Origin of the sequence: Pseudomonas sp. OG7, from assembly GCF_014192825.1 — a bacterium.
GTDB lineage: Bacteria > Pseudomonadota > Gammaproteobacteria > Pseudomonadales > Pseudomonadaceae > Aquipseudomonas > Aquipseudomonas monteilii.
The window spans coordinates 304,796-322,063 of record NZ_JACHYK010000006.1; the positions used below are offsets into that span (position 1 = coordinate 304,796).

The following is a 17,268-nucleotide window of genomic DNA, read 5'->3' on the forward strand; positions in this document are numbered from 1 at the left end:
GGGACGGTGCAGGCTTGCGGGACGAAAAATAAAAACCCCGCCGAGGCGGGGTTTTTTATTGCAGGCCAGCGCTTAGATCGCGCCACGCTGACGCAGCACGTCCAGCACCAGCTTCACGCCTTCATCCACGCTGGTGGACTGGGTGTCGATCACCAGGTCAGCATCCAGCGGCACATCGAACGGGAAGCTTTCACCCGGGATGTTGTCGCCACCGGCCGCGTACAGGCCTTGCGGGTCACGCTCGCGGCAAGCCAGCGGCGAAGCCTGAACGTAGACGGTTACCAGACGGTCTTTGCCGATCAAGGCCTTGGCCTGTTCACGGCCTTCGGCGTCCGGGGCCACGAACGCAGCCAGGGTCAGCAGGCCGGCTTCGTTGAACTGGCGCGCCACATGGGCGGCGCGGCGCCAGTTCTCGGTGCGGCCGGCGCGGTCTTGCGGCAGGCCCTTGTTCAGGTCGTGGCGCAGGTTCTGGCCGTCGAGCACGTAAACCGCACGGCCCATGTCGAACAGCTTGCGCTCCACGGCGTAGGCCAGGGTGCTCTTGCCAGCACCGGACAGACCGCTGAACAGCACGGTGGCTGGCTGCTGACCGAAGCGCAGTGCACGTTCTTCAGTCGACACGTGAGCCTGCTTGCCATGCTGGCCGGTGCTGCCGTGTGGCAGTACTGGCGGGGCGATGATCATGCCGGCGCCAACGGTGCCGTTGGTCAGGCGGTCGATGACGATGAACGCACCGGTTGTGCGGTTGCTGTCGTAACCGTCCAGGGCGATCGAAGCGTCCAGGGCCACCTTGACGCGGCCGATCTCGTTCAGTTGCAGTGCACTGGCAGCGCCCTGCTCAAGGGTGTTCACATCGACCTTGTGGGTGATGCTGGCAATCGAGCCCGGCACGTAGCTGGTGGCGCGCTTGATGTCGTACTTCTTGCCCGGCAGCATTGGCTCTTCAGCCATCCACACCAGCATGGCGTCAAACTGGTCGGTTACCGGCGGAACGTTGTCGGCGTGTACCAGCAGGTCGCCACGGGAGATGTCGATCTCGTCTTCCATGGTCAGGGTAACGGCCTGGCCAGGGCCTGCGTTTTCCAGTTCACCTTCGTAGGTGACGATGGACTTGACGCGGCTGCTCTTGCCCGACGGCAGCACGACGATTTCGTCGCCCTTGTGTACCACGCCGCTGGCGATGGTACCGGCGAAGCCGCGGAAGTTCAGGTTCGGGCGGTTCACGTACTGCACCGGGAAGCGCAGGTCGGTGAAGTTGCGGTCGGCCGACACTTCGACGGTTTCGAGGATTTCCATCAGCGTCGGGCCGGCGTACCACGGCGAACGCTCGCTGTGGTTGACCACGTTGTCGCCCTTGAGCGCCGACATCGGCACGAAGTGCAGGCTGCTCGGGGTCAGGTTGATGGCGTCGGCAAACTTCAGGTAATCCGCCTTGATCGACTCGAAGACGTCCTGATCGAAGCCTTTGAGGTCCATCTTGTTGACCGCGACCACGATGTGCTTGATGCCCAGCAACGAAGCAATGTAGCTGTGGCGGCGGGTCTGGGTCTGCACGCCGTAGCGGGCATCGACCAGGATAATCGCCAGGTCGCAGGTGGACGCACCGGTGGCCATGTTGCGGGTGTACTGCTCGTGGCCCGGGGTGTCGGCGATGATGAACTTGCGCTTGGCGGTGGAGAAGTAGCGGTAGGCGACATCGATGGTGATGCCCTGCTCGCGCTCGGCCTGCAGGCCGTCTACCAGCAGTGCCAGGTCGACTTCTTCGCCGGTGGTGCCGACTTTCTTCGAATCACGGGTGATGGCCTCGAGGTGGTCCTCGTAGATCATCTTCGAGTCGTGCAGCAGGCGCCCGATCAGGGTGCTCTTGCCGTCGTCAACGTTGCCGCAGGTCAGGAAACGCAGCAGTTCCTTGCGCTCGTGCTGGGCCAGGTAGGCGAGGATGTCCTCGCTGATCAGATCAGATTGGTGCGACATGGAGTAACCCTGAAATTAGAAGTAGCCTTGGCGTTTCTTGTCTTCCATGGAACCGGCGCCATCGTGGTCGATGACACGGCCCTGGCGCTCGGACGTACGGGTCAGGAGCATTTCCTGAATGATGTCCGTCAGGGTCTCGGCTTCCGACTCGACAGCACCCGTCAACGGGTAGCAACCGAGGGTACGGAAACGCACCTTCTTCTTGACGATGCGCGCTTTCTCTTCATCGGTGAGATGCTCGAGGATGCGCTCGTCGTCGATCATGATCAGGGTGCCGTTCTTCTCGATCACTTCACGCTCAGCGGCGAAGTACAGCGGCACGATCGGGATGCCTTCGAGGTAGATGTACTGCCAGATGTCCAGCTCGGTCCAGTTCGACAGCGGGAAGACGCGGATCGACTCGCCCTTGTTGACCTTGCCGTTGTAAACGTTCCACAGCTCGGGGCGCTGGTTTTTCGGGTCCCAGCGGTGCTTGCTGTCCCGGAACGAATATACACGCTCCTTGGCCCGCGACTTCTCTTCGTCGCGGCGCGCGCCACCGAAGGCGGCGTCGAAACCATGCTTGTCCAGTGCCTGCTTCAGGCCCTGGGTTTTCATGATGTCGGTGTGCTTGGAGCTGCCATGGGTGAACGGGTTGATGCCCTGCGCCACACCTTCGGGGTTGACGTGGGTGATCAGCTCCAGGCCCATTTCCTCGACCATTTTGTCGCGGAAGCTGTACATCTCCTGGAATTTCCACTGGGTGTCGACGTGCATCACCGGGAACGGCAGTTTGCCCGGAAAGAAGGCCTTGCGCGCCAGGTGCAGCATCACGGCGGAATCCTTGCCGATCGAGTACAGCATCACCGGGTTATCGAACTCGGCGGCCACCTCGCGGATAATGTGGATGCTCTCCGCCTCCAGCTGTTTCAAGTGCGTCAGTTTGTCGACCATGGCTACTCACGAAAAACGATCTTATGGACGGCCTGCGGGCCGTGTTCGAGCGAGCCACTTTATCACAGCGGCTTCTTCTATTTAGGAGCCGGGCTAGATCGAAAAGGTCTAACGATATGACTGGGGGTTTGGGCTGAAAGGGGGGCCGCCCTGCGGCCCTTCGCGGGCATGCCCGCGAAGAAGGCAACACCGATCTCAGATGGGGTTCGGGCAGTCGATGAACAGGTGCTCCACGGCAAACCGCCGCGCCAGGTAATCACCCAACGCCTGCACGCCATATCGCTCGGTGGCATGGTGCCCGGCCGCGATGAAGCTGACGCCGTTCTCGCGTGCACTGTGGTAGGTCTGCTCGGATGCCTCACCCGTCAGGTACAGGTCCACTCCGGCCGCAATCGCCGTATCGATGTAACCCTGCCCGCCACCGGTGCACCAGCCAACCCGGCGGATCATCTGCTCCCCTTCCACCAACAACGGCTCACGCCCCAGCACTTCCTGCACCCGGCGGGCAAAATCGCGCGCGGTCATCGGCTCGACCAGCGAGCCGACCAGTCCCACCACCTTGGGGTTTTCCGGGTCCAGCGGCCCTTCGACGGTGATGTCCAGTTGCCGTGCCAGCTGCACGTTGTTGCCGACGTCCGGGTGCATATCCAGCGGCAGGTGAAAGGCCAGCAGGCTGATATCGTTGTTCAGCAGGGTCTTCAGCCGACGCTGACGAATGCCTGTGATGCACGGGTTCTCACCCTTCCAGAAGTAACCATGGTGCACCAGTACCAGGTCGGCCTCGGCCTCGACTGCGGCATCCAGCAACGCCTGGCTGGCGGTAACACCGCTGACGATGCGGCTGACCTGTGGCCGGCCTTCGACCTGCAGGCCATTGGGGCAATAATCCTGGATCTTCGCGCTGCCAAGGTAGCGTTCGGCTTCCTCGACCAGGGTGTTGAGAGCGACGGCCATGAAAATCTCCTCGAAAACTGCGCTTTTCTCGGGCGCAACGCCCGTATAATGCCGGCCATTATGGGCCGTCGCCGGCACTGGGGGAACCGGTGTATGATCGCGCGCGCTCATGCCCCACTGCGCGGCCAATGGCCCCTGCTCTTTCCAGGATTCGTTCATGTTCAAGGCGTTTCGTTACTTTGGCTGGCCCCTGCTCACCGGCGTGCTGATCGCCATGCTGATCATCCAGCGCTTCCCGGAATGGGTCGGCCTGCCCAGCCAGGACGTCAACCTGCAACAGGCGCCGCAGACCACCCGCATCATGCAGGGCCCGGTGTCTTACGCCGACGCGGTGACGCTGGCCGCGCCTGCGGTGGTCAACCTGTACACCACCAAAGTGGTGAACAAAAGTGCCCATCCATTGTTCGAAGACCCACAGTTCCGCCGCTTCTTCGGCGACAACCTGCCCAAGCAGCGCCGCTGGGAGTCGAGCCTGGGCTCGGCGGTGATCATGAGCCCCGAGGGCTACCTGCTGACCAATAACCATGTCACCAGCGGGGCCGACCAGATCGTCGTGGCCTTGAAGGATGGCCGCGAAACGCTGGCCCGAGTGATCGGCAGCGACCCGGAAACCGACCTGGCAGTGCTGAAGATCGACCTGAAGAACCTGCCGGCCATCACCATCGGCCGTTCCGACACCATTCACATCGGCGATGTGTCGCTGGCCATTGGTAACCCGTTCGGCGTCGGCCAAACCGTCACCATGGGTATCATCAGTGCCACCGGCCGCAACCAGCTGGGCCTGAACAACTACGAAGACTTCATCCAGACCGACGCAGCGATCAACCCTGGCAACTCGGGCGGCGCGCTGGTCGATGCCAATGGCAACCTGGTCGGCATCAATACCGCGATCTTCTCGAAGTCGGGCGGTTCGCAGGGCATCGGCTTCGCCATCCCGGTGAAACTGGCGCTGGAGGTGATGAAGTCGATCGTCGAGCATGGCCAGGTGATCCGTGGCTGGCTGGGCATCGAAGTTCAGCCGCTGAGCCAGGAGCTGGCCGAGTCGTTCGGCATGAAGGACCGCCCGGGTATCGTGGTGGCGGGCATCTTCCGCGAAGGGCCGGCGGCCAAAGCCGGGCTGCAACTGGGTGACGTGATTCTGAGCATCAACGGCGAACCGGCCGGCGACGGGCGCAAGTCGATGAACCAGGTGGCGCGGATCAAGCCTAACGAGAAGATCACCATCGAGGTAATGCGCAATGGGCAACAGTTGAAACTGATTGCCGAGGTGGGGCTGCGACCGCCGCCTGCGCCGGCTGCCACGCAAGAAGAGAAGTAAAAAATGGGGCCGCTTAGCGGCCCCATTTGCATCAGTGCAGGATCTGGCTGAGGAACAACTTGGTCCGGTCACTGCGCGGCCGGTCGAAGAAGTCATCCGGCGCCGCCTGCTCCACGATCTCCCCCTTGTCCATGAAAATCACCCGGTTCGCCACGGTGCGGGCAAAGCCCATTTCGTGGGTTACACAGAGCATGGTCATGCCATCCTCGGCCAGGCCCACCATGGTATCGAGCACTTCCTTGACCATTTCCGGGTCCAGCGCCGAGGTCGGTTCGTCGAACAGCATGATCTTCGGCTTCATGCACAGCGCACGGGCAATCGCCACACGCTGCTGCTGGCCACCGGACAACTGCCCCGGGTACTTGTGCGCCTGCTCTGGAATGCGCACGCGCTCCAGGTAGTGCATGGCAATTTCCTCAGCCTTGCGCCGGGGCATCTTGCGCACCCACATTGGCGCCAGGGTGCAGTTTTCCAGAATGCTCAGGTGCGGGAACAGGTTGAAGTGCTGGAACACCATGCCCACCTCGCGGCGGATGGCCTCGATCTGCTTGAGATCGTTGGTCAGTTCCACGCCATCCACCACGATGCGCCCCTGCTGGTGTTCTTCCAGGCGGTTCAGGCAACGGATGGTGGTGGACTTGCCCGAGCCGGACGGCCCGCACAGTACGATACGCTCGCCCTGGCGCACGTTCAGATTGATGTCCTTGAGCACATGGAACTGGCCATACCACTTGTTCACACCCTGCATCTGGATGATGCCTTCGGGGCCAGCAGGCTGCTTGATCGCTTCACTCATTTCGAAACTCCTAACGCTTGTGGCCAGTGTCCAGCTTGCGCTCCAGGTGCATGGAGTAGCGGGACATACCGAAACAGAAAATCCAGAACACCAGGGCGGCGAACACATAGCCCTCGGTGGCCATGCCCAGCCAGGCCGGGTCGGCGGCGGCTTGCTTGACGCTGTTCAGCAGGTCGAACAGGCCGATGATGATCACCAGGCTGGTGTCCTTGAACAAGGCAATGAAGGTGTTGACGATGCCGGGAATAACCAGCTTGAGCGCCTGCGGCAGAATCACCAGGCCCATCGCGCGCCAGTAGCCCAGGCCCATGGCCGCAGCGGCTTCGTACTGGCCCTTGGGGATGGCTTGCAGGCCCCCGCGTACCACTTCGGCGATGTACGCCGACTGGAACAGGATCACGCCGATCATCGCACGCAGCAGCTTGTCGAAGCTCATGCCTTCAGGCAGGAACAACGGCAGCATCACCGACGACATGAACAGCACGGTGATCAACGGCACGCCACGCCAGAACTCGATGAAGGTCACACACACCACCTTCACGGCCGGCATCCGCGAACGCCGGCCCAGGGCCAGCAGGATGCCCAGCGGCAAGGCGCCAACGATACCCACGGTGGCGATCACCAGGGTCAGCATCAGCCCGCCCCACTGGCTTGTAGCCACGGTTTCCAGGCCAAGCACGCCGCCATGCAGCAGGGTGTAGGCCAGGATCGGGTACAGCACCAGGAACCCCAGGCCATAGAAGGCCTTGCGCGGGAAGCGCTTGATGAACAGCGGAGCAGCGCCGAGCACGGCAAGCCACACGGTCAGGTCCACGCGCCAGCGCAACTCAGCCGGGTAATAGCCGTACATGAACTGGCCGAAGCGCTGCTGCACGAACACCCAGCAGGCGCCTTCCTTGGTGCAGTCGGCGCGGGTGGTGCCGACCCAGTTGGCGTCGATCAACGCCCACTGGATGAGCGGCGGCACGATCAACCACACCAGGTAGATGGCAAACAGGGTCAGCAGCGTGTTGAGCCAGCTGGAAAACAGATTGGCACGCATCCATGCGAGCACGCCGACGGTTTTCACCGGTGGCGGCATGTCGGGTTTGAAAACATGGGCATTCACGGGCGTATCCTCACCGCTCGATCAGCGCAATGCGCTTGTTGTACCAGTTCATCAGCAGCGAAATGCTGATGCTGATGGCGAGATAGACACTCATGGTGATCGCAATCACCTCGATGGCCTGGCCGGTCTGGTTGAGCACGGTACCGGCGAACAGCGAGACCATCTCCGGGTAGCCGATACCGGCCGCCAGCGACGAGTTCTTCGCCAGGTTCAGGTATTGGCTGGTCAGCGGCGGAATGATCACCCGCAGTGCCTGGGGGATGATCACCTTGCGCAGGGTCGGCCCCTCGCGCAGGCCCAGCGAGCGTGCGGCTTCGGTCTGGCCGTGACTGACCGAACGGATGCCGGAACGCACGATTTCGGCGATGAAGGCGGCCGTATAGATCGTCAGGGCCAGGGTCAGCGCCAGCAGCTCAGGGATCAATACCCAGCCACCGACGAAGTTGAAGCCTTTCAGTTGCGGTACTTCCCAGGTCACCGGGCTGCCGAACAGCAGCACGCTCAGGCCCGGAATGGCGACGAACAACGCCAGCCCCACCCAGAACTTGTGAAACGGCACGCCGGTCTCGTCGAAGCGCTTGTTGGCGTAACGCACCATCACCACGATCGCCACCACCGCCACGGCCAAGGCAACGACGAACGGCCAGAAGCCGTCGGCCATCGAAGCGCCGGGCATGTTCAGGCCACGGTTACTGATAAAGAAGGTGTCGTCGATGTTGATGCTGCCCCGCGGTCCCGGCAGGGTCAGAAACACGGCGAAGTACCAGAACAGGATCTGCAACAACGGCGGAATGTTGCGGAAGGTTTCCACATACACGGTCGCCAGCTTGTTGATCATCCAGTTAGGCGACAACCGCGCCACACCGATGATGAACCCCAGGATCGTCGCCAGAATGACACCGATGAAGGTCACCAGCAGGGTATTGAGCAGGCCGATGACGAACACCCGCGCATAGCTGTCGGATTCCACATAGGGAATCAGGTGCTGTGCGATGCCGAAGCCGGCACTGCGGTCGAGAAAGTCGAAGCCCGAGGTAATCCCCCGGTGTTGCAGGTTGGTTTGCGTGTTGTGGAACAGGTACCAGCCCAGGCCGACCACGAAAACGATCGTGAGGATCTGGAACAGCCACGCGCGCACACGCGGATCGTTAAGGGACAAGCCCTTGGGTGCGCCGATTTGATTTTGCATGAAGTGCCCCGGACAGTAGGGATTCGAACAGCCTGCGGCGACGGGATGCCGCCGCAGGGTGCAGCCATCAGCGCACAGGTGGCGCGTACTGGATGCCGCCGTTGTTCCACAGGGCGTTCATGCCACGGTCGATCTTCAGGTCGGTGCTCTGGCCCAGATTCTTCTCGAACACTTCGCCGTAGTTGCCGACTTGCTTCACGATTTGCACTACCCAGTCTTTGGGCAGCTTGAGGTCCTTGCCGTACTCACCGTCCGCGCCCAGCAGGCGGGCGACGTCCGGGTTCTTGGTGGCCTTGGCTTCGGCCTCGACATTCTTCGAGGTGATGCCCGCCTCTTCGGCGTTGAGCATGGCGAACAGGGTCCACTTGACGATGCTGAACCACTCCTCGTCGCCTTTACGCACCACCGGGCCCAGCGGTTCCTTGGAGATGGTCTCCGGCAGCACCACGTACTCGGTCGGCGCGGCCAGCTTGGAGCGCTGGGCGAACAGCTGCGACTTGTCCGAGGTCAGCACGTCGCAACGGCCCGATTCCAGCGACTTGGCGCTTTCGTCCGAGGTGTCGAAGGTGATCGGCGTGTACTTGAGGTTATTGGCGCGGAAGAAGTCCGAGACGTTCAGCTCTGTGGTGGTACCGGCCTGGATACAGATGGTCGCGCCATCGAGCTCCTTGGCGCTGGAAACACCCAGCTTCTTGTTGACCAAAAAGCCAACGCCGTCATAGTAGGTAACACCGGCAAACACCAGGCCCATGCCGGCATCGCGCGAGCTGGTCCAGGTGGTGTTGCGCGACAGCACGTCCACTTCGCCCGACTGCAGGGCGGTGAAGCGTTCCTTGGCGTTGAGCTGGCTGAACTTGACCTTGGTCGCATCGCCGAACACGGCGGCGGCCACGGCGCGGCAAACATCGGCGTCGATACCGACGATCTTGCCCTGCGCATCAGGGACCGAGAAGCCCGGAAGACCGTCGCTCACGCCACACTGGACGAAGCCCTTCTTCTTTACCGCATCGAGGGTGGCGCCAGCTTGGGCGTTGCTCACGGCGCCCAGCGCGGCGGCAGCGGTCAGGACTGCCAGGGTGGTTTTCAACATCTTCATTCACAACCTCCAAATCGCTCTTGTTGTATCGAGCCGGAATTGCACCGCACCCTTTTGAGGCGTATCCGACCCGTATTGGCTTGTTATTGGGTCAATTGGCGCAATGGGCTGTTCTATGACAGCCTTCGCGTGCAAAGGGTGTTACCGTCACGGCCTGCCCTTTGCATCACAGGTTGAATTGCAAAGCGCGTACCAAAATTCGTGGCTGTAGCGTTTAAGCGCTCGTCAAGTAGGGAAAGTTGTATCGTTGCGACATTCTTTTTCCGACAATCATTTCCAGCGCCTTCTTTTCACGCACGCCATAACAAGACCCGCACACTTTCGGAGCAGTCATGACCAACCCGCTGATTCTCGAACCGCAGAAAACCGCTGATGCCTGTGTGATCTGGTTGCACGGTCTGGGTGCAGACCGTTACGACTTCCTACCTGTGGCCGAATTCATGCAGGAGCGCCTGCTCAGCACCCGCTTCATCATGCCCCAGGCCCCGACCCGTCCAGTCACCATAAATGGCGGGTATGCCATGCCCAGCTGGTATGACATCAAGGCCATGACCCCGGCCCGCGCCATTGACGAAGCGCAGCTGGAAGAGTCGGCCGAGCAGGTGATTGCCCTGATCAAGGCCGAGCAGGCCAAAGGCATCAACCTGTCGCGTATCTTCCTGGCCGGTTTCTCCCAGGGTGGCGCGGTGGTGCTGCACACTGCCTATATAAAGTGGCAAGAAGCACTGGGCGGGGTGATTGCCCTGTCCACCTATGCCCCCACCTTCAACGACCAGCACCAGTTGAGTGCGTGCCAGCAACGCACCCCGGCCCTGTGCCTGCACGGCGTGCACGACCCGGTGGTCATCCCGTCCATGGGCCGCACCGCCTTCGAGTTCCTGAACACCTGGGGTGTGGCCGCCCGCTGGCACGAGTACCCGATGGAGCACGAGGTGGTGGTCGAGGAGCTGAACGACATCCACGAATGGCTGGCCAAGCAACTGCAATAAGCCAGCACCGCTTGTAGTTGTAGGGCTATTCCACTACGCCGCGCCCGGTTCTTGCTTTACACTGCCCGGCGTACATTCCTTAACCAGTTGATGAGACGATCGTGCTCAAGGCACTCAAGAAAATATTCGGCAAGGGAGACGCCGCGCCACAGGCCGCCGCTCCTGCTGCCAGTGTGACGCCGCCTGCGCCCGCCCCTGCTGCAGAGGCCCGGCCCGCGCCCAAACCGGCCGCTCCACGCGCCAAATCCGCCCCTAAGGCCGAACAGCCCACCGCCGCTACGCCAGCCGCCGACACCCCGGCCAAGGAAAATCCGCGTCGTGAACGCAAGCCCAAGCCGCAGGCCAGCCTGTGGAAGCCGGAAGACTTCGTGGTCGAGCCGCAGGAAGGCAAAACCCGCTTCCACGACTTCAAGCTGTCCAACGAGCTGATGCACGCCATCCACGACCTGGGCTTCCCGTACTGCACGCCGATCCAGGCGCAGGTGCTGGGTTACACCCTGCGTGGCCAGGACGCCATTGGCCGGGCGCAGACCGGTACCGGCAAAACCGCTGCGTTCCTGATTTCGATCATTTCCCAGCTGCAGCAGACGCCGCCGCCCAAAGAGCGTTACATGGGTGAACCGCGCGCGCTGATCATCGCGCCCACCCGCGAGCTGGTGGTGCAAATCGCCAAGGACGCCATCGCCCTGACCAAGTACACCGGTCTGAACGTGATGAGCTTCGTCGGCGGTATGGACTTCGACAAGCAGCTCAAGGCCCTGGAAGCGCGCCACTGCGACATCCTGGTCGCCACCCCGGGTCGCCTGCTGGACTTCAACCAGCGCGGCGAAGTGCACCTGGACATGGTCGAGGTGATGGTGCTGGACGAAGCCGACCGCATGCTCGACATGGGCTTCATCCCGCAGGTACGCCAGATCATTCGCCAGACGCCGCCGAAAAGCGAGCGCCAGACGCTGCTGTTCTCGGCCACCTTCACCGACGACGTGATGAACCTGGCCAAGCAGTGGACCACCAACCCGGCCATCGTCGAGATCGAGCCGGAGAACGTGGCCAGCGAAACGGTCGAGCAGCACGTGTATGCCGTGGCCGGCAGCGACAAGTACAAGCTGCTGTACAACCTGGTGACCCAGAACAAATGGGAACGGGTGATGGTGTTTGCCAACCGCAAGGACGAAGTGCGGCGCATCGAGGAAAAACTGGTACGCGACGGCATCAATGCCGCCCAGCTGTCGGGCGACGTGCCGCAGCACAAGCGCATTCGTACACTGGAAAGCTTCCGCGAAGGGCGCATTACCGTGCTGGTGGCGACTGATGTGGCGGGGCGAGGTATTCACATCGATGGCATCAGCCACGTGATCAACTTCACCCTGCCGGAAGACCCGGATGACTACGTGCACCGCATTGGCCGCACAGGCCGTGCGGGGACCAGTGGCGTGTCGATCAGCTTTGCCGGGGAGGATGACTCCTACCAGCTGCCGGCGATCGAAGAACTGCTGGGGCGCAAGATCAAGTGTGAGATGCCGCCGGATGAGCTGCTGAAGCCGGTGCCGCGCAAGCATCACTGACCGGTGTTGGATTCTTCGCGCGCTTGCCCGCTCCCACCTCCACAGGTTTCGGAAGCTGTGGCGTACCTGTGGGAGCGGGCAAGCCCGCGAACCGGGGCAAAGCCCCGGCCATCAATATCCTGTCTACCAGCGCCCCGCCGCATCCTGGTCACTCTGCCTCCCTTCCACCCACCTTGGCCCTTCCTGGGTATTCTCCTTCTTCCAGAACGGCGCCCGGGTCTTCAAGTAGTCCATGATGAAGTTGCAGGCATCGAACGCCGCCTGCCGATGGGCACTGGCCACCCCCACGAACACAATCGGCTCGCCCGGTTCCAGCGCCCCTATGCGGTGCAGCACCTCCACCTTGAGCAACGGCCAGCGCTGCTCGGCCTCCACCACGATCTTGGCCAAGGCCTTTTCGGTCATCCCCGGATAGTGCTCCAGGAACATCCCTGCCACTTCGCGACCGTCGTTGAAATCCCGCACGTAGCCGACAAACCCGACCACCGCACCCACGCCGACATTGGCCGCATGCATGGCATTGACCTCGGCCCCGGGGTCGAACGCACCGTCTTGCACTCGCACCGCCATGCTCAGCCTCCGGTCACCGGCGGGAAGAACGCCACTTCATCGCCCTCTTCCAGCGGCTCATCGAGCCTGCACAGCTCTTCGTTGCGCGCGCACATCACGTTTTGCTCAGCCAGCAGCTCATACTTCCCACCCTTGGCCACCAACGCCTTACGCACATCGTCGAGCACATTGAACGCACCTTCCACGCGCTCGGCATCCACGCCCAGCTGTTCGCGGTAACGGGCGAAGTACATCACCTTGACCTTCATCATGCCTCCACCTTGTAGTGCCCGCTCTTGCCACCGAGCTTTTCCAGCAGACGCACCTGCTCGATGACCATGCCCTTGTCCACCGCCTTGCACATGTCATAGATCGTCAGCGCGGCAACGCTGGCAGCAGTCAACGCTTCCATCTCCACGCCGGTCTGCCCGGCCAGCTTGCAGCGGGCGACGATACGCACCGCGTCCTGCCCTTCGGCACTGAGTTCGACTTTGACGCTGGTCAGCATCAGTGGGTGGCACAGCGGGATGAGATCGCTGGTCTTCTTCGCCGCCTGGATCCCGGCGATGCGCGCCACGGCGAACACGTCGCCCTTGGGGTGCTCACCGTCGACGATCATCTGCAAGGTCTGCGGCAACATGCGCACCCGCGCCTCGGCGGTGGCCTCGCGCTCGGTCACGGCCTTTTCAGTGACGTCGACCATGTTGGCCCGCCCCTGGGAATCAAGATGTGTCAGCACTGCTCTGCTCCTGTGAAGGGAACAGCCAGTGTAAACCTGTGGGTCAGGTTTGAGCAGTGGGTTCAAGCGCGAAGAGGCCGGGCGGCGAACCGCCCGGCGGTGAGGGTTACAGATGCGACTCGGCGTACTCGGCCAGCACCGAACGTGGCACACCCTGCAGGGTGATGTGCACGCCATGGGGGAAGTCCTTGAAGCGCTCGGTCAGGTAGGTCAGGCCCGAGCTGGTCGCGGACAGGTAGGGGGTGTCGATCTGCGCCAGGTTGCCCAGGCAGACCACTTTGGAACCGGACCCTGCACGGGTGATGATGGTTTTCATCTGGTGCGGCGTGAGGTTCTGGCACTCATCGATCAGGATCAGGCTCTGCTGGAAACTACGGCCACGAATGTAATTCAGCGACTTGAACTGCAGCGGCACGCGTTCGAGGATGTACTCCACACTGCCATGGGTACTTTCGTCATCCATGTGCAAGGCTTCGAGGTTGTCGGTGATGGCACCCAGCCAAGGCTCCATCTTCTCGGCCTCGGTGCCCGGCAGGAAGCCGATTTCCTGGTCCAGCCCCTGCACGCTGCGGGTGGCGATGATGCGCCGATAGCGCTTGCTGACCATGGTCTGCTCGATGGCCGCGGCCAGGGCCAGAATGGTCTTGCCGGAACCGGCGGCACCGGTCAGGTTGACCAGGTGGATGTCCGGGTCAAGCAGGGCGAACAGCGCCAGGCTCTGATGGATATCGCGAGGCTTCAGGCCCCAGGCTTCCTGGTGCAGCAGCGGCTCCTGGTGCAGGTCGAGCAATAGCAGCTCGTCGTTGCGGATACCCTTGATCCAGCCGACGAAGCCCTGCTCATCGATGATGAACTCGTTGATGTGCACCGCCGGCAGGTTGTCGATCATCTGCACCCGATGCCAGGTGCGGCCGCGCTCCTGTCGGGTGTCGACTTTGCTGACGCGGTCCCAGAACGAGCCGGTAACCGAATGGTAGCCCTTGGACAGCAAGGACACGTCATCGACCAGCTGGTCCGTGCTGTAGTCCTCGGCCGCAATGCCACAAGCGCGCGCCTTCAGGCGCATGTTGATGTCTTTGGTGACCAGCACCACGTCCAGGTCGGTGCGCCGGCTGCGTACGTCGAGCAGGGTGTTGATGATGATGTTGTCGTTGAGGTTTTCCGGCAGCAACTTGCTCGGTTCGTTGCGCGGGCTCATCAGGATCGACAGGAAGCCCTTGGGCCCACTCTTGTTACGCTGGATCGGTACGCCCTGCTCGACATCGCTGGGCGAAGCGTCACCAAGGGTCTGGTCGATCAGGCGGATGGCCTGGCGGCATTCCGCGGCGATGGTCTGTTTGCCAGTCTTGAGTTTGTCGAGTTCCTCCAGCACCGTCATCGGGATGGCGACGTGGTGCTCCTCGAAGTTGAGTAACGCGTTGGGGTCGTGAATCAGGACGTTGGTATCGAGCACATAGAGGATTGGCTTGCTGGAGGAAGGGTTGCGTCCTTGGTCATCCATACTCGGTCACCTTATGTCGAAGCCATACGGCGCGGTCTGTTGCGCCGCAAAGTGACTGCCGCTCTCCCCGTATCCGCGTTGTTACGGGCGGGAAGCGAACCTGCCTAGGTGGGCCTGGATGACGCCACCTGTGCTGCAGGAATCGGCTGTCTGGTTTCTTCATACCGCAAAAACCATGACCGAAAAAAGCATTTTTACGTCTTTTTGAAGTTTATTTTTCCGATTGACGAAGAGGCCTTGGCGGCGAGGCCAGAGGGGGCTACGCTCAGAAGTCATACCCCTTGTTCGCTATATCCATATTCCCGGCAATCTTCCCAGCCAATCCCGCTTTGGGCGGTATTGCGCAGCAACCATTCCACCGCCGGCTGGGCCTTGGGCAGGCTGTCGTGGAACTGGATCACCCCTTTGCGCCACAACAGCATCAAGGTCAGCACCCGCTGCGCCGAGGCCTCGGCGCTCAAAGCGCCATCGTCCTGGGCATCGATATCCCACAGCGATACCCGCAACTGCTGGCTGGCCATGAAGGCCTCGCCATCGGCACGGCGTTGACCGTAAGGCGGGCGGAACAGCGGTACATACTGGCCCGGCAGGTCGGCCTGAATCCGCGCCTGGCTGCGGCGCAGCGAATCCTGCCAGCCTGTCCATTGCGCGTGGGAGCGGTATTCCCAACCCTGGATGCCCACGCACTGCCCGCTATAGAGCTGGCGCAAGGCATTCGCCGGTCCGGCATCACGGCGCTGTTGCAGGCGGTTTCCGAGCACGAAGAACGTGCCCTTCAGCTTCTGCCGGCGCAGATAATCCGCCAGTAAGTCGGTACTACCGCCGTCAGGCCCGGGCCCGCCGACAAAGGTCAGCAGGAACATCCGGTCGTTCAGCTCATCACCATTGCGCTCGCGCGAAGACAGCCGCTCGACCTCACTGCTGGTCTGCGGCAGCAATGCTGCCTTGCGCAGCTGTTCGTCCAGGTAGCGCACATGGAACTGATGGCTCGGCTCGATCCAACCGGTATAGAACGTGCCGACATCAGCAGCGAACGTTGCCGCCTGAGTACGCAAATCCGCCATGGAAGTTACCGGATAGCAAAACGATGCATCCTGCTCGCAACTGCGCTGCGCCTGTTGATAACCTTCCGATAACCGCTGCCACATGCGCGCCCGCACCTGGCGCACCTTCTGCAGATTGATCTGCCGCAACCCCAGCCGTGCCGCCAGCGCCGCATCGTCCAGCAATTCGCTCTCATGCAGCACCTGGGCGAACGAAAGAATCTCGGCCCGCGAGGCCACATCGAACAGCGCGGGGCTATCCAGCTGTTCGGGCCACAGGCTGCGGTCCAGGCTGACCTGGGGTGAAGGGGCGGCTTGCACGGCATAGCTCAACAGAGCAGCCAGCAAGGCAAAGGCGATGCGCACGGTGGAAGGCTCCGCAACGGCAAAACGCGAACTATAGCGCCTGCACCGCCCCATGGTCTGTGACTATCGTCGCCATAGTTTGGACTTGCACCGCCCACCCCGTAGAATCCACGGCCAACGATGCCAGGAGCCGACCCGATGCTGACGGTGATTTCCCCCGCCAAGACCCTCGATTACGACACCAAGCCTGTGACCGAGCGTTTCACCCTGCCCCAGTACCTGGACGACTCTCAGGAACTGATCCAGCAGCTGCGCGAACTGTCGCCAGCGCAGATCAGCGAACTGATGCACCTGTCCGACAAGCTGGCCGGCCTTAACGCCGCCCGCTTCGGCAGTTGGACCCCGGACTTCACCCCGGCCAATGCCAAGCAGGCGCTGCTGGCGTTCAAGGGTGACGTATACACCGGCCTCGACGCCGAGAGCCTGGGTGAAGACGACTTCAGCTATGCGCAAAACCACCTGCGCATGCTCTCGGGCCTCTACGGCCTGCTGCGCCCGCTCGACCTGATGCAGCCCTACCGCCTGGAAATGGGCACCAAGCTGGCCAACGCCCGCGGCAAGGACCTGTACGCCTTCTGGGGCACACGCATCAGCGAATGGCTGAACCAGGCCCTGGCCGAGCAGGGTGATGACGTGTTGCTGAACCTGGCCAGCAACGAGTACTTCAGTGCGGTGAAACGCAGCGCATTGAAGGCCCGGGTGATCAACGTCGACTTCAAGGACCTGAAAAACGGTCAGTACAAGATCATCAGCTTTTACGCCAAGAAAGCGCGCGGCATGATGAGCCGTTTCGTCATCCAGCAACGCATCAGCGAGCCGGAACAGCTCAAGCAGTTTGATGTGCAGGGGTACTACTACAGTGCCGAGCAGTCCAAGGCTGATCATCTGGTGTTTTTGCGGGATCATCCAGGCGATTGATCCGGCATTTGCGCTGCTCTTGAGACCGAGCGCCGCCCGCGCGGCGCTCGGTCTCATAGGCAAAGACCCTCTCAAGGCATACCTCTGCGAACCAATCACAAAAAGACTATTTTTTGACGCCAAAAAACCACCACGTCTACCCTTATCGCAAAACGCCATAAGACCGCTCATAGCTTTTTTGACGTTTTTTGAAAAATTTTTTCGATGCTGGCATAAAAACATCTAGCAAC

16 protein-coding genes are annotated in these 17,268 nt (G+C 61.8%); 4 read left to right on the forward strand and 12 right to left on the reverse strand.

Annotated elements, in window-relative coordinates; translation table 11 throughout:
• Positions 1-72: 72 nt before the first annotated feature.
• The 3 genes from cysN to FHW75_RS16970 form a co-directional block, all read right to left on the reverse strand.
• Positions 73-1,974, reverse strand: coding sequence for a sulfate adenylyltransferase subunit CysN (gene cysN / locus FHW75_RS16960; protein WP_016713536.1), 1,902 nt, complete (start codon positions 1,972-1,974; stop codon positions 73-75).
• Positions 1,975-1,989: 15 nt separating this feature from the next.
• The gene (gene cysD / locus FHW75_RS16965; RefSeq protein ID WP_013974136.1) at positions 1,990-2,907 is read right to left on the reverse strand and encodes a sulfate adenylyltransferase subunit CysD; all 918 of its coding nucleotides are present in this window, start codon (positions 2,905-2,907) and stop codon (positions 1,990-1,992) included.
• 195 nt (positions 2,908-3,102) lie between these two features.
• Entirely contained in the window at positions 3,103-3,861 is a 759-nt protein-coding gene (locus FHW75_RS16970; RefSeq protein WP_084297078.1) for a Nif3-like dinuclear metal center hexameric protein, read from the reverse strand.
• A 157-nt stretch (positions 3,862-4,018) separates the two neighbouring features.
• On the opposite strand from FHW75_RS16970, the gene algW reads away from it, so the two are divergent.
• A complete protein-coding gene (gene algW / locus FHW75_RS16975; protein ID WP_019098030.1) occupies positions 4,019-5,179 on the forward strand; it encodes a Do family serine endopeptidase AlgW in 1,161 nt (386 codons plus the stop codon).
• A gap of 31 nt (positions 5,180-5,210) precedes the next feature.
• On the opposite strand, the gene FHW75_RS16980 is transcribed toward algW, so the two are convergent.
• From FHW75_RS16980 to FHW75_RS16995, 4 genes are all read right to left on the reverse strand, one after another.
• On the reverse strand, positions 5,211-5,975 hold the full coding sequence (locus FHW75_RS16980; protein WP_003251792.1) for an amino acid ABC transporter ATP-binding protein: 765 nt from the start codon (positions 5,973-5,975) through the stop codon (positions 5,211-5,213).
• Positions 5,976-5,985: 10 nt separating this feature from the next.
• Positions 5,986-7,083, reverse strand: a complete 1,098-nt coding sequence (locus FHW75_RS16985; protein WP_016713533.1) for an amino acid ABC transporter permease — start codon at positions 7,081-7,083, stop codon at positions 5,986-5,988.
• 10 nt (positions 7,084-7,093) lie between these two features.
• Positions 7,094-8,272, reverse strand: a complete 1,179-nt coding sequence (locus FHW75_RS16990; protein ID WP_027615376.1) for an amino acid ABC transporter permease — start codon at positions 8,270-8,272, stop codon at positions 7,094-7,096.
• A 67-nt stretch (positions 8,273-8,339) separates the two neighbouring features.
• Positions 8,340-9,368 carry an amino acid ABC transporter substrate-binding protein gene (locus tag FHW75_RS16995; RefSeq protein WP_016713531.1) on the reverse strand — a complete coding sequence of 343 codons (1,029 nt, stop codon included), beginning with the start codon at positions 9,366-9,368 and terminating at the stop codon, positions 8,340-8,342.
• A gap of 332 nt (positions 9,369-9,700) precedes the next feature.
• Between FHW75_RS16995 and FHW75_RS17000 the strand changes: the two genes are divergently transcribed.
• Positions 9,701-10,357, forward strand: coding sequence for an alpha/beta hydrolase (locus tag FHW75_RS17000; protein ID WP_019098027.1), 657 nt, complete (start codon positions 9,701-9,703; stop codon positions 10,355-10,357).
• A gap of 101 nt (positions 10,358-10,458) precedes the next feature.
• The gene (gene rhlB / locus FHW75_RS17005) at positions 10,459-11,922 is read left to right on the forward strand and encodes an ATP-dependent RNA helicase RhlB (protein ID WP_027609122.1); all 1,464 of its coding nucleotides are present in this window, start codon (positions 10,459-10,461) and stop codon (positions 11,920-11,922) included.
• Positions 11,923-12,045: 123 nt separating this feature from the next.
• On the opposite strand, the gene moaE is transcribed toward rhlB, so the two are convergent.
• From moaE to FHW75_RS17030, 5 genes are all read right to left on the reverse strand, one after another.
• Complete coding sequence (moaE, locus tag FHW75_RS17010) at positions 12,046-12,492, reverse strand: molybdopterin synthase catalytic subunit MoaE (protein ID WP_019097264.1); 447 nt, start codon at positions 12,490-12,492, stop codon at positions 12,046-12,048.
• Between the two features lie 2 nt (positions 12,493-12,494).
• The gene (gene moaD, locus FHW75_RS17015) at positions 12,495-12,740 is read right to left on the reverse strand and encodes a molybdopterin converting factor subunit 1 (protein WP_019097265.1); all 246 of its coding nucleotides are present in this window, start codon (positions 12,738-12,740) and stop codon (positions 12,495-12,497) included.
• Positions 12,740-13,210 carry a cyclic pyranopterin monophosphate synthase MoaC gene (moaC, locus tag FHW75_RS17020; RefSeq protein ID WP_003251775.1) on the reverse strand — a complete coding sequence of 157 codons (471 nt, stop codon included), beginning with the start codon at positions 13,208-13,210 and terminating at the stop codon, positions 12,740-12,742. The genes moaD and moaC overlap by 1 nt, the downstream gene beginning before the upstream one ends.
• Positions 13,211-13,316: 106 nt before the next feature.
• Positions 13,317-14,711 (reverse strand): PhoH family protein, encoded by a 1,395-nt coding sequence (locus tag FHW75_RS17025; protein WP_012274097.1) that lies wholly within the window; start codon positions 14,709-14,711, stop codon positions 13,317-13,319.
• Positions 14,712-14,983: 272 nt separating this feature from the next.
• Positions 14,984-16,120, reverse strand: coding sequence for a polysaccharide deacetylase family protein (locus tag FHW75_RS17030; protein ID WP_027609121.1), 1,137 nt, complete (start codon positions 16,118-16,120; stop codon positions 14,984-14,986).
• A gap of 138 nt (positions 16,121-16,258) precedes the next feature.
• On the opposite strand from FHW75_RS17030, the gene yaaA reads away from it, so the two are divergent.
• Positions 16,259-17,038 carry a peroxide stress protein YaaA gene (yaaA, locus tag FHW75_RS17035; RefSeq protein WP_019097267.1) on the forward strand — a complete coding sequence of 260 codons (780 nt, stop codon included), beginning with the start codon at positions 16,259-16,261 and terminating at the stop codon, positions 17,036-17,038.
• Positions 17,039-17,268: the final 230 nt, after the last annotated feature.